This window comes from Chitinophaga varians (assembly GCF_014529945.1).
In the GTDB taxonomy this organism is placed as follows: domain Bacteria; phylum Bacteroidota; class Bacteroidia; order Chitinophagales; family Chitinophagaceae; genus Chitinophaga; species Chitinophaga varians.
In genome coordinates this window covers 205,499-217,812 of record NZ_JACVFB010000003.1, presented here as the reverse complement: position 1 = coordinate 217,812, position 12,314 = coordinate 205,499, and the positions used below count along the sequence as shown (strand labels likewise).

The 12,314-nt window shown below is 51.3% G+C and carries 10 protein-coding genes; 4 read left to right on the top strand and 6 right to left on the bottom strand.

Annotation, left to right across the window (positions count from 1 at the left end):
* Positions 1–13 precede the first annotated feature (13 nt).
* Entirely contained in the window at positions 14–1,801 is a 1,788-nt protein-coding gene (locus tag ICL55_RS15310) for a hypothetical protein (protein ID WP_188098732.1), read from the top strand.
* Positions 1,802–1,840: 39 nt separating this feature from the next.
* The gene (locus tag ICL55_RS15305; protein ID WP_188098730.1) at positions 1,841–2,116 is read left to right on the top strand and encodes a hypothetical protein; all 276 of its coding nucleotides are present in this window, start codon (positions 1,841–1,843) and stop codon (positions 2,114–2,116) included.
* Positions 2,117–2,156: 40 nt separating this feature from the next.
* Here ICL55_RS15305 and ICL55_RS15300 read toward each other — a convergent pair whose 3' ends face one another.
* The 5 genes from ICL55_RS15300 to ICL55_RS15280 form a co-directional block, all read right to left on the bottom strand.
* On the bottom strand, positions 2,157–3,068 hold the full coding sequence (locus tag ICL55_RS15300) for a DMT family transporter (RefSeq protein ID WP_188098728.1): 912 nt from the start codon (positions 3,066–3,068) through the stop codon (positions 2,157–2,159).
* A 352-nt stretch (positions 3,069–3,420) separates the two neighbouring features.
* Entirely contained in the window at positions 3,421–4,128 is a 708-nt protein-coding gene (locus ICL55_RS15295) for a basic secretory protein-like protein (RefSeq protein ID WP_188098726.1), read from the bottom strand.
* Position 4,129: 1 nt separating this feature from the next.
* Entirely contained in the window at positions 4,130–5,839 is a 1,710-nt protein-coding gene (locus tag ICL55_RS15290; protein WP_188098725.1) for a RagB/SusD family nutrient uptake outer membrane protein, read from the bottom strand.
* 11 nt (positions 5,840–5,850) lie between these two features.
* Positions 5,851–9,249, bottom strand: a complete 3,399-nt coding sequence (locus ICL55_RS15285) for a SusC/RagA family TonB-linked outer membrane protein (RefSeq protein ID WP_188098723.1) — start codon at positions 9,247–9,249, stop codon at positions 5,851–5,853.
* Between the two features lie 291 nt (positions 9,250–9,540).
* On the bottom strand, positions 9,541–10,539 hold the full coding sequence (locus tag ICL55_RS15280) for a FecR family protein (RefSeq protein WP_188098721.1): 999 nt from the start codon (positions 10,537–10,539) through the stop codon (positions 9,541–9,543).
* A 118-nt stretch (positions 10,540–10,657) separates the two neighbouring features.
* Here ICL55_RS15280 and ICL55_RS15275 point away from each other — a divergent pair, with 118 nt between their 5' ends.
* Together ICL55_RS15275 and ICL55_RS15270 are read left to right on the top strand one after the other, a co-directional pair.
* Entirely contained in the window at positions 10,658–11,284 is a 627-nt protein-coding gene (locus ICL55_RS15275) for an RNA polymerase sigma-70 factor (RefSeq protein ID WP_188100580.1), read from the top strand.
* Between the two features lie 51 nt (positions 11,285–11,335).
* Entirely contained in the window at positions 11,336–11,878 is a 543-nt protein-coding gene (locus ICL55_RS15270; RefSeq protein ID WP_188098719.1) for a GNAT family N-acetyltransferase, read from the top strand.
* 32 nt (positions 11,879–11,910) lie between these two features.
* On the opposite strand, the gene ICL55_RS15265 is transcribed toward ICL55_RS15270, so the two are convergent.
* Positions 11,911–12,240, bottom strand: coding sequence for a hypothetical protein (locus tag ICL55_RS15265; RefSeq protein ID WP_188098717.1), 330 nt, complete (start codon positions 12,238–12,240; stop codon positions 11,911–11,913).
* Between the last annotated feature and the right edge of the window lie 74 nt (positions 12,241–12,314).

Here is a 12,314-nt window from a genome sequence, read left to right as displayed (position 1 = left end):
CAACTTCATCAACATGCACACATTCCATATACCTGTGATGGGACTGGCGTATACGATCGACAGTCCTATTAAAGTAGCGCGGTTTGGCATCTCTTCTGTCATCTCTATCATCGAAGACCGGCTCATTGAAATGATGCGGAGCCATTATTACCCGACAGTCGGGGAGACATACCGGCCCATTCCGGCAACGGAGCCAGACTACCGGGCCCGGCGTATTACGGATTACCTGAACCTGGTGAACCGTATCGTGAAGGAACAGATGGAGCAGCTCAAAAACAAAGCCTTTGAAGCCGGTTCCGAAATTGTCCGTTACTTCGAGATGTTACCCGAGCAGCATCCGCTCCAACAAATGTACCGGCAAATGACCCGCACAGCAGACGCCCGGGAGAAAGCCTCACTGGCGTCAGGCCTCTGCAAAGCCATCCGGCCCGGCAGCATCGATGTCAACATCATGACAAAAACAGACAAGGACAACTTCGATGCAAACGGACAGCCCATCACCGACGGCTCCGATGCAATAGCCGCCCTCAGAGGGTATGTCAACAGTGACCTGACCGATTCTTCCATCGTTTTCTCTGCGGGCATGAATCCCCGTCTGTACAACTACCTCGAGAAATACCCACAGTTCAACGCCGATGCAGCAGGCAACTTCAGCAAAAAAATCATCGTCAAGGTCAGCGATTTTCGCTCTGCCCTCATACAGGGAAAGTACCTCGCTAAAAAAGGCATCTGGGTCAGCGAATTCCGGATAGAGTCCGGACTGAACTGCGGCGGACATGCCTTCCCCTCCGACGGCACGTTAATGGGCCCTATTATGGAAGAGTTCAAACAGCGCAGACAGGAACTCATCGATACACTATTCGCGCTCTACAATCCTGCATTAGCCAACAAAGGGCTTACCACCTTTCCCGCTCCGCCACAGCTAAAAATTTCCGCACAGGGCGGTATCGGCACCGCCGCGGAAGATCAGCTGCTGCATACCTACTACGGACTGGACAGCACCGGATGGGGCACGCCTTTCCTGCTGGTACCGGAAGCCACCACCGTAGATGCTGACACACGCCGGCGCCTGCGCAAAGCCACCACGGCAGATCTCACGTTGAGCTATCATTCTCCCCTGGGCGCCCGCTTCCATTACCTGAAAGGCAGCACGGCCGAAAAAGAACGACTGGCACGTATCCAGGCCGGAAAACCCGGCAGCCCCTGCACAGAGAAACACCTGTCGTTTAATACTGAATTCACGGAAAAGCCCATCTGTACTGCCTCCCGCCAGTACCAACGCCTGAAAACAGCACAACTGCAATCGCTCCAACTGCCGGAAGACGTATACCTGGAACAACTGGCAGCTGTATTGGACAAAGAATGTTTATGTGTTGGGCTTAGTAATGCGGCCGCTATTGAATATGAACAGCCGTTCGTGAAAGGGCAGCATGCAGTCAATATCTGCCCCGGACCAGGCATCGCATACTTTAATAAAGAAGTATCGCTGCAAACCATGACGGACCATATCTATGGCCGTCAGGATATAATGGAAGGAAGCGCAAGACCTCACATGTTTATCACAGAACTAAAGCTGTACCTGGATTACCTGACCGAACAACTGGAAAAAGCCCGGCGGCAGCACACACTGGCGCAGCAACAAAAATATTTCCGCGCTTTCTGTGAACAACTCACCAAAGGCATCGATTATTATCATCATTTAACCACAACAGGTGTGTTGCCGGCGGAAGAACTATTAACAGGCCTGGAACAGGCTAACCTGCAACTGACGAATATTATAACGGCGTATGCACTCGCGTAAATCAATGAGGCATATGTCGCAATATAAATTATAGAGGGCATGCGTCCTCACACGAACGATCCCAGGGCTAAAGCCCTGGGCTATGATGTTGTTCAAATTTCTTTAATGATAAATGTTTTCGTTTACGAAGCATTACAGCATAGCCCGGGGCTTTGGTCAGAATCTTCTATCAATAACAGCATCCATCATCGAAAGAATTTGAATAACATCATAGCCCAGGGCTTTAGCCCTGGGATTAATGGGATGATTGGGATGATTGGGATCAATCGAATCAATCGAATCAATCGAATCAATCGATTCAAACAAATTCAATGAGATCTAATGGAATCCAATCCGATTTAATGGATGGATGAATCTAATCCTCCGAAACCTCCAAAGCACTACCATTCCCAGCCAATCTACGTTTTTGCCGCACTGAAATCACTGTTTGCAAAATCACAGAAACGCCTACCAGCAGCAGTCCCACATAAAACGCTCCATTTACCTGCTTGCCTTCTCCAAAGAACAGGAAAGCCATGGTGATGGCGTATATTGGTTCCATATTAAAACTCAGGTTTACCGTGAAGGCAGGAATCCTTTTTAAAGATTCTGCAAACATAATGTACAGTCCAACGGTGCAGATCAGGGATAACAGTAACAGATATACGGTGTCTTCGAGGCCCGGAATAATATTTTTTACCGGGAAGTAATGCAGGTATACCGGCAATAAAACTCCCCAGCCAATAGTGCCGCCCATCATCTGATAATAGTTGATCAGTTTACTGTCGTATTTTTTTACCAGCCGTTCGTTGTAAATGGTATACAGCGCGGCGAACGCAGACGAAATTGTGCCTAGTGCGATGCCCAGCTGATAAGACACATCGAAGTGAAAGATGAGGCTGATGCCCAGCAGGGTAAAGAGGCTGAGCACCAGTTCGGTGACGGCGAACTTCTTCCTGTTGATCAGCGGTGCGAAGATGGCCGTGAAGAAGCTGGTCAGGCAATAACAGACGGCCCCGATGGAGATATTACCGTATTTGATACTGCCATAAAAAAATATCCAGTGGATGGAGATCAGCAAACCGATTTTGGCAATATCCCACTTCTCCCGTGTGGAAATGGCGGTGTTTACCTTAAACAGTTTCACGATGAAAAACAACCAGACAAAAGAAAAGCATATTCTATACCAGACCAGAAGTCCTTCGTTGAGTGAAATGAGTTTTCCGAATATTCCGGTAAAAGCGGCGATGATCACCGATAAGTGTAAGATGAGATATGTTTTTTTCATAAAGAATTATCCGCCCGTTCTCGCGGAACAGGCACGTGAATGTATGAATCAATGGAAGAGGGTGGCATAAACAGACTGCCGGGGGGAACACTGTCGGCTATTGTCTTCTGATGAAGTAATACTAAGGTCCCGGAGGGGGGAGACAACTCTTTCTGTTCATATTTGGCGCAGTAAGGTTATCAAATATAGAAAAACAAAATTGTTTTCCGGGTCATTATTTCGTCAACTGTGGAGATGGAGGGAAGGGGGCTGCATTATTCCGGATAATAGTAGCCCCGGGCGGGAAGCCCGGGGCGTTGTAAAACGTGCATCACTACATTCCGATGAGTCGGGATGACATTTTTCCAGGTATTTATAAAGTTGGCCGGCTGGCGTAGTCCTGCCACAGGTCATCCAGTGTTTTGCCTGTCTGGGTTTGCCAGATGCCGGGTGAATAGGTTTTGCTCCGCATGCTGGCATCCAGTGTTTTGACGAGTTTGTCGTTGACATTTTTCTCCAGCCATACGAGGAAACGCGCAGTGATGCGGTAGCTGTTGTCGTATCGTTGCGACGGGGTATAGTCGGGCATGGCCCATCCGGCGCCGGCATTGTCCACACCATAACGGTAACGCACATAGTCTGCGATGCCTTCGGTGAGCCAGCCCGGGCCGGCTCCTCCCGGGTACGCCTGTACGATATGCATCACTTCATGTGTCACCACGTCGATGTCGCCGGGGTGCTGCCGGAACCATTCGGGGTTGTAGACTACCCGTCCACCGCTGGTGGCGGCCACGCCGGTGTAGCCAGGGTCTATCACAAAGGTGACTTTCTTCAGCGTGTTAGGGTTGTAGGCATTGGCCAGCACAGGATATACGGTGAAGAAAGTATTGATCATTCTTTCTTTCACCTGTTTGTCGAAAGTTGGCGACTGGTTGATGAACACCAGCGTATAGTCGCCACGGGTAATGGAATCGGTGGTGGCGGCTATCGTTGTGGCCTCCGCGGCGGGAGTACTGTTGTCGTGGGCACAAGCTTGGATGAACAGGCCGGTGCTGAGTATGAGTAATCGGATCGTTTTCATATTACCAGCCCTCATTTTGTTTTAATGCGGTATTACGGAGGGTTTCATCCGTCGTGATAGGAATTACATACATCGCGTTGCGCCACAGGCGGTCTTCTACTTTAAACCGCTCGTAGCGGTAGCCATCGGGAGCGGAGGCGTCGGCGATGGGACGCATGCCCCAGATGGTTTTTTCGGTGTTCTCTGCGATCTTCCAGCGGCGTACATCCCAGAAGCGGTGGTTCTCGAAGCTCAGTTCAATTCGTCTTTCGTTGCGGATACGTTTACGCATGTCTGCCTGCGTGAGGCCTGCAGGCAGTGGCGGTTGGCCGGCGCGGGCACGTATCAGGTTGATGTATTTGGCGATATCGGCATTACCGGGATCGTATTCGTTGAGCGCCTCTGCGTAGCTGAGGTAAAATTCAGCCAGCCGGAAGAAGATACCGTGCACATCGCGGCCAGGTCCCTGGTTGATGGTGATGCTTTCGTCGGCCAGTTTACGGCAACTGTAGCCGGTACGGCTGTGATCTGTTTGGGTGCTCTGTTCGTCTTTCCCTCTTTCGAACGTTTCTATTTTCCGTCCTTTCCAGGGGGCGCCGTTATAACTGATGTCGGTGTAGAACCGGGGATCGCGGCCGATGTAGGGTTTGGCGGGATCATAACCGGAAGCAGGGTCGCTGATGGGCAGGCCGTTGGCCATTTCATAATCGTCTACCAGGTTTTGGGTGGGAGAGCAGCCAGACCAACCGTTGCTGCCGTAGGGAAACAGGTAGCGGTCATAGTCCTGGTTGGTTTCTTTCATCCGTACCCAGATCACTTCCGGGCTCAACAGCGTGTTGCTGGTGAACATGGCCAGTCTGCCGGCCAGTGTGCTTTCCAGGCGGTAGGCGACGCCTCCCTGCGGTGTTTGGAGGTCTATCACCGCTTTGGCGGCTTCGGCAGCTTTGCGCCATTTCTCCGGGTCGGAAGCGGTGTTATTGGAGCTGATATCGGCCAGGAAACCGTTTTTACCGGCGATGGCCCAGAGGGGACTGGCGCTGTATAACAGCATGCGTGCTTTGAGCGCGAGACAGGTGCCTTTGGTGACGCGGCCTATCTGCGTGGAAGAATAGCTGACAGGCAGCCGTTTCATGGCCTCGTCGCAGTCGGCCAGTATCTGATTGATACAGGCATCATAAGGGCTGCGGGGTTGATTGAGGGCGGCCTTGTCGTTCTGGTCAATGGTTTTGGTAACGATGATCACGCCACCAAACTGACGCACCTGTTCTGCCAGATAGTAGGCGCGGAGGAAATACACTTCGCCGATACGGTTGGCCAGCGCGCCTGGGTTGTTGGCGTCGTCCGGGGTTTTGTATTGGGCGATGCCTTCCAGAATAGCGTTGGCCTGACGGATAGCGACATAGTTATCGCGCCACGTATTGCCGATAGGGTTGTTGTTGCCGGACCAGGAGCCGTTGTTGAAACTCATGGAGGCCATCCAGTTGGAGGCGTCTTTGGCTTCATCGGTGCCGGACGACATAGAATAACCACCGAGGTAGGTATAGGCGCCGCGCAACCGGGAATACAGGTTGTTGACTACCTGGTCGGTCATCGCAAAATTGGTGAAGATGTCTTTGTCCTGTTGCTGGGTGGTGGCGGCCCTGTCAAGAAACCCTTTTTTGCAGGCACTGAAAGTGAGGGTGGCCAGTACACCTAAGAGGATGATTTTTTTATAGAGAGATGAATATTGCATAACGTTCATTTTTAGAATCTTACATCGATACCGAAATTCCAGATGCGCTGAATGGGATACATGGCGCCGTTGCCATCACCGATTTCAGGATCTACCTGATAGTCTTTCAGTTTGTCCCAGGTAAAGAGGTTCATACCGTTGGCGTATAAACGAACATAGGAGAGGCCCACCTGTTTCACCCAGTTTTTGGGCAGTTGATAGCCTATTTCCGCGTTTTTTAGGCGCAGGTAGCTGGCATCTTTTACCCAGAAAGAAGAGCCACGGTGATTGTTACCGTTGGTGTTGCTGTGCAGGCGCGGATAAGTGGCGGTGGCAGCTGTTTCCGGTGTCCAGCGGCCGAGATGGAAAGGCTTCACTTTACCGCCCTGAAAGAATTCATAGACGGCTTCGTTGTTGAGCATCACATCGGTGTGGGCTGCTCCCTGGAGCAACAGGGAGATGTCAAAGCCTTTGTAGGCTGCTCCCAGCGTGGCGCCGAACATGATCTCCGGCGTACGGGCGTAACCGATAGCTGTTTCATCGAAATCGGACTGAATAAAATCGTATTCTTTACCGGTGAGTTTTTTGTATTTGAAGTCACCGGGGCCATAGGCAGAGAAATTCTGGAAAGGACTGTTGTCTACGTCAGCCTGGTCTTTAAAGAAGCCTTCGGAGATCAGGCCGAATTTGGTGCCGATAGGGTGACCGGTACGTTTCATCCAGGAATAGGCCCGCGCCACTTCATCCTGGTACACGATGTTGTTACGGGCAAAAGTGACATTGGGCTTGATGAAATAATGTACGCGGCCAATGGTGTTCTCATGGCTCAGCTCCAGCTCAAATCCTTTGTTGTCCACAATACCGATGTTTTGTGCTTTGATATCCTGACCAAATACATCGGAGAGGGTATTGCGACGGATGAGGATTTTGCTTCTGCGCTGGGTAAACAGATCGAGGGATACGCCTAACAGGTTGTTCCAGAAACGGGCTTCGAGGGCTACGTTAGCCTGCCTGCCGCGTTCCCAGGTAACGCCGGGGTTACCGATGGGGCCTTGTTGCCAGCCGTTAGCCTGACTGGCATTGGTGCCGAAATAATACTGGCTGCCGCCGCCCCAGGAGGTGAACCACAGGAAACGGTCGCTGCCCGCCTGGTCGTTACCTACTTCACCATAGGAGCCGCGTATTTTCAGGAAGTTGATGGCCGGAATATTGTCTTTGATGAAACTTTCTTCAGACAGCACCCATCCGGCGGAGATGGAGGGAAAGAAGCCGTAGCGACTTTCTTTGGGGAAATTCTCAGAGCCCTGATAGGAAGCGCTGAATTCCAGCAGGTATTTCTGCAGGTAGTTGTAAGTGCCGCGAAAGAGCAGCGACTGATAAGCCCGGGGAATGGACGATCCGTTTTCGTTGAGGCGACGGTTCCATAACACCATGGCGGTAGCTTCATGGCGGCCGAACTGCCGGTTCCAGTTGGCCGTGGCCTCCAGGTAAGTACTGCGGTTGGCGCCGCCTCCGCTGAAGGAGCCGTTAGGATCTATTTTGGTATCCTGACCGGATTGTTTGTAGTTGGTGATGTTGCCCTGTGCGTCGTATAATGGCTCAAATACAGCGTAGTTGCGGGTATAGGAGGCAGATGGCGAGTTGGTGTTGTCGTACGAAAAAGAAACTTTTGCCGTCAGGTTTTTAGTGATGATATCCAGTTTGCGGGTGAGGGCGAAGGTCCCTTGTACGGTATTGTTGTACCAGCGGCGGTATCCTTTCTGCGACAGTTCCCCGAGTATGTTGGACTGAAAGGTGCCGTTGCCCCAGAGGGAACCGTCAGGGTTCACGATAGGGTAGATGGGCGCCATGCGGTTGGCCAGGTTCATGATAGTGCTGGCGGAGTTGTTACCATCGCGGCGGTCGGTCATGATACCGGCAATGTCTACGCGGGCAGCCAGATCGGGAGTGATGTCCACGTCTACGTTGGCGCGCAGGTTGTACCGTTTCATATTGTTGTTGCCCGTATAGCCGTCCTGGTTTTCTTTGGTATGGGCGTAGAGGCCGTCCTGCACGTTGTAGCCGGCGGAGATGAAGTAGCGGGCGATGTTGTTACCGCCGCTGACGTTCAGGTTGCCCTGTGCTACGGTGGATGGTTTCATGATGAACTTGTAATAATCGGTGTTGGGCAGTTTCCCGCTTTTGTAGCCATCCAGCTGTGCTTGTGTGAAGGCAGGCTGGGCGCCGTCATTTTTCAGTGCTTCGTTGAGCAGCGAGGCATAATCGTAGGAGCCCAGGTATTGCGGCAGGCGGGTGGCTTCGGTGATGCCTGTGGAGGCGCGGAAGTTCACGGAAGGGGCGCCGGCCTTGCCTCTTTTGGTGGTGATGAGGATGGCCCCGTTGGCGCCGCGCATACCCAGTACGGCGGTGGCGGCGGCATCTTTCAGGATGGTGAGTGTTTCGATATCGTTGGGATCTACATAATCCATGGGCCGCTCGATACCGTCTACCATGATGATGGGGGAGGCGCCGTTGAGCGTGCCTACGCCGCGGATGTACAGGTTGCTGGCATCTACGCCGGGCTCACCGCTGCGCTGGGTGGTGATGAGGCCGGGAAGGCGTCCTGCCAGGGCGTTGGTGAGGTTGGACACGGGGCTCTGCACCAGTTCCTTCGTGCTGATGGAAGCGATGGCGCCGGTGACGGTCGCTTTTTTCTGTTGACCGTAAGCCACTACCACTACGTCTTTCAGGCCGAGGCTGGAAGGCATCATGGTCACGTCTGTCTGGTTGGAGGCGGATATTTCCACTTCTCTCGTTTCATAGCCAATGAAGGAGAACACCAGTGTTTTCATGTTGGCAGGCACCTGTATGCTGTAGGTACCGTCGCTTTGTGTCTGGGTGCCTCTGCTGGTCCCTTTTACCTGTACAGACACGCCGGGGAGTACCACATTGGTTTTGTTTTCCATGACCGAGCCGATAATGGTACGCATCGCGCCGTTGGATGCCTGCGGGGCCGGACGTACCGAGGTATCTGCGGTATGGCCGTTTTGCTCCGACGGGCGAAAAATGATGATGATGTTGTCTGACTGCCGGAAGTGCAGATAGGTGTCCGTCAGCAACAGCTCCAGGGTTGTTTTAACGCTGCGGGTGGCTTTAGGCAGACTGACATTTTTGTACAGGTTCACTTGTTCGGGCGGATAGGCGAGGCGGAAGCCTGACAGGCTTTCTACTTTGCCCAGGGCGCTTTTAAGTGTTTCATTTTTTAGTGTCAGGGTGATTTGTTTGGTAGAGATGTCTTGCGCTCTGCCGGGGGAGGCAGAGAGTACGGATGACAGTAACAGGATGCTGAGCAGGGCCAGGGTGATGGTTTTTGCCATGTGCCGGCCGTGGCGGAACATACAGGGCAATAGCGTGGCTGTCAGCTGTGTGGTCACAGCTAAAAACTTGTGCATAACGGGCATTCTTTTAAAATTGTTAGGAAATAGGCAGCCGTTAACAGCAGGATGCTGCTGTCACGACTTTCAGCTTTCAGGCTGATGAAAGTGTTTTACTTCAGAACGTGTTGTTTGATGGTGATCATTGTGGTTTCATGCGATGTAGATTTTAGTGATGCATAGAATCAGTAACGGCGCACTGGTGGCTGATTTTGATGCTAAATTGATTTAGCAAACAGGGCGCACTTTGTCCATTTAACTTGTTACAGTTATCAATTTTGGTTTTGAATGATGTGTTTTATCGTCGTCTTAGCAGCCTTTGCCTTTTATGAGCACGTCGCGGCCGTTTTCTATTTGATACGTGGCGTTTCTGACACCGCAGATCACATCGAGGACTTCTTCGAGTGATTCAGTACCTGCGAAGGATACGCGGACAGGGCATTGTTTTAAAGCGTCATCACTGAATTGTATGTTCACTTCATAACGTTTACTGAGTGTATTGGCGATGTTTTCGAAAGTGGCATTTTCAAAAACCATCTCGTTGGTGGTCCAGCTCGCCCGGGCGGCCGCATTCACGGCTTCCTGACGGGCGGCTGCATTTTTTGTATTGTAAACGATTTGTTGATCGGGTGTCAATACGGCCAGCACTTTGGTGCCATCTTCCACTTTTACTTTTCCACGTGTAACCGACACCGTTATCTCCGGCTGCTCCGGATAGGCGCTGATGTTAAAAGCAGTGCCCAGTACGGTCGTTTTCAGTTGACCGGTATTGATGACAAATGGCTTCGCGCTGTCGGACCGGATATCGAAATAGGCTTCCCCCAGCAACGTTACCTCTCTGGAGGGGCCGTTGAAGTGCTCCGGTACCACCAGCCGGCTGCCTCTGTGCAGCACAACGGTACTGCCATCCGGCAATGTCAGGTAACGGTCAAAATTCGTTTGTCCGCCAGCGTAGCGCCGTACACTCACTGCCGTAGGATTACTGCCGGTACTGTACCACCAGTAACCTGCGCCGGCCAGCACCAATACGCTGGTCCAGATAGCAGCATAACGCCCCGCCTTTTTCCAGAGGCTCCGTTTCACTACCGTCAGTGACGCTGCTACAGGAGCTACAGACAACCGTGCCCGTAATGCCAGCAGCTGTTGCTGTGTGAGTTGCCGCGCAGCCTCGCTTTGCGGGTCTATCACTTCATCAGGCAAATCCTGCCCGAGCATGGCATACCAGGCCTCCAGCGTCGTAAGCTCTTCTTCAGTGCAGGCACCCTGGCTATATTTCTGTAACAGTACATACAAATTTTGTTCATCCATAACGGTAATGATGCGACTGGCTACATTAAATAACACCAATTTAATCTGTTGCCGTTATCCTGTCCGAAAATTTTTTTTCAGGATAAGCAGGAATATAACAACGGTAAAATACAAGTGAATAATTATTAGATTTGATAAAAATCGTATAGCCATCGAACCACACGCGGAAAATACCGATACAGCCCTGCTCCGGTCCTGGCAAAACGGCGATGAGAAAGCCTTTGACCAGCTTTATGCCCGTCATTATATCAGGCTGGTGAACCTGGCCTATAAAAAGACGGGCCATATGGAGGCATCGCAGGAACTGGTACAGGATGTGTTCCTGTCGCTCTACCGCCAACAGTCACGGTTACCCGAAAACACCGTTCTGGAAAACTACCTTTTTATTGCCACACGTAACCGTATCTATAACCATCACCGGCAACAGCTGTTGCAACTGAAAAAGGAAGCCCTGCTCCGTGAAAACTATCTGCCATCTGCTGGTATCGGGCCGGATAAACTGGAACTGAAAGAACTGGAAACCAGGCTACGCCGCAAAATACAGCAGCTGCCCGATCAGTGCCGCGCCGTTTTCCTCCTCAGCCGCGAAGAACAACTCTCTAATAAGGAAGTGGCTGAACGATTACACATTTCCGTGAATACCGTGGAACAACACATGCGTAAAGCCCTCCGCATCCTCAGAGCTTCTATCAACGATGAGCTGATCATGATGCTGATAACAGTAACCATGATTCACATGATTTAATGCTGATGTACCTGCCAACGGAAAAATAAAAAATAACAAAATAGGTAAATAATGAAGGTCGATCTTATCGCAGCAGCTCTAAAAGACGTCAGCCTGCTGCATGATGTTTGCACAACAGCTTATACACAACATTTCACGAACCAGTGGGAGTCCGCCGCCGCCCTGGAACAGTATCTTGCCGGCTCTTTTTCTGCAGAGCGCCTGACGAAAGATATCCTGGACCCGGGCACCACTTATTACCTGATCTATGCCGACGATCAGCCTGCGGGCTTCGTTAAACTCAACGACCAGCTGAAAGCATCCGATCAGGCATTGCGTTTCCCCAATGCGCTGGAGCTGGAACGTATTTATATGCTGGCTGAAGTTAAAGGTACCGGCGTAGGTAAAATAGCCATGGAGAAGATAGAAGGAATTGCCCGGGAGAAACAGAAATCCGCTATTGTATTGTACGTAGTGGACGTCAATGAAACAGCTATCCGGTTTTATGAGCGCAACGGGTTTATGAAGACGGGAAAAACGAGGCTGGAATTGCCTGGGTTCAGAGAAGAGGTGAAACCTACCACTATTATGTCTAAAACGTTGCCAGACTTATAAAGTCAGGCTTGGGGAGACAGATGATCGGAAAATTATCTGACTTTTTTTTCGCCGGCAGATTTGGCCGCTGCTTTCTTTGCTTTGGCTTTTTTAGGAGGGCGCTGACTGATTTCATTGAGGGCGAGGGTCATCACCTCCTGAGGCGTTACATACAGTACAGCAGCCAGTTTCACACATTCAGCTATTTTCATCAGTTCCGGCTGGGCCAGTTTTTTTGAAAGAGTGGCTTTATTGAAGCCGGCGTCTTTGGTTAATGCCGTATGCTTGACGTATTCCAGCAGTGTCTTGAAGTTATAAATGCCCGGGTCCAGGCTCCTTTCCTTCTCTGGAAGCGCGGCTTCGGCGATTCCCTTTCTGATCAATCCGGAAAGTGTATGTCGTTTTGATTCTGGAATTTCCATGGTGACATGCTCAGTTTCCCAAATTAACTGAGATG

Coding starts and splice junctions, on each gene's coding strand:
- ICL55_RS15310 (WP_188098732.1), top strand. CDS start 14: ATGCACACATTCCATATACCTGTGATGGGACTGGCGTATACGATCGAC.
- ICL55_RS15305 (WP_188098730.1), top strand. CDS start 1,841: ATGCGTCCTCACACGAACGATCCCAGGGCTAAAGCCCTGGGCTATGAT.
- ICL55_RS15300 (WP_188098728.1), bottom strand. CDS start 3,068: ATGAAAAAAACATATCTCATCTTACACTTATCGGTGATCATCGCCGCT.
- ICL55_RS15295 (WP_188098726.1), bottom strand. CDS start 4,128: ATGAAAACGATCCGATTACTCATACTCAGCACCGGCCTGTTCATCCAA.
- ICL55_RS15290 (WP_188098725.1), bottom strand. CDS start 5,839: ATGCAATATTCATCTCTCTATAAAAAAATCATCCTCTTAGGTGTACTG.
- ICL55_RS15285 (WP_188098723.1), bottom strand. CDS start 9,249: ATGCACAAGTTTTTAGCTGTGACCACACAGCTGACAGCCACGCTATTG.
- ICL55_RS15280 (WP_188098721.1), bottom strand. CDS start 10,539: ATGGATGAACAAAATTTGTATGTACTGTTACAGAAATATAGCCAGGGT.
- ICL55_RS15270 (WP_188098719.1), top strand. CDS start 11,336: ATGAAGGTCGATCTTATCGCAGCAGCTCTAAAAGACGTCAGCCTGCTG.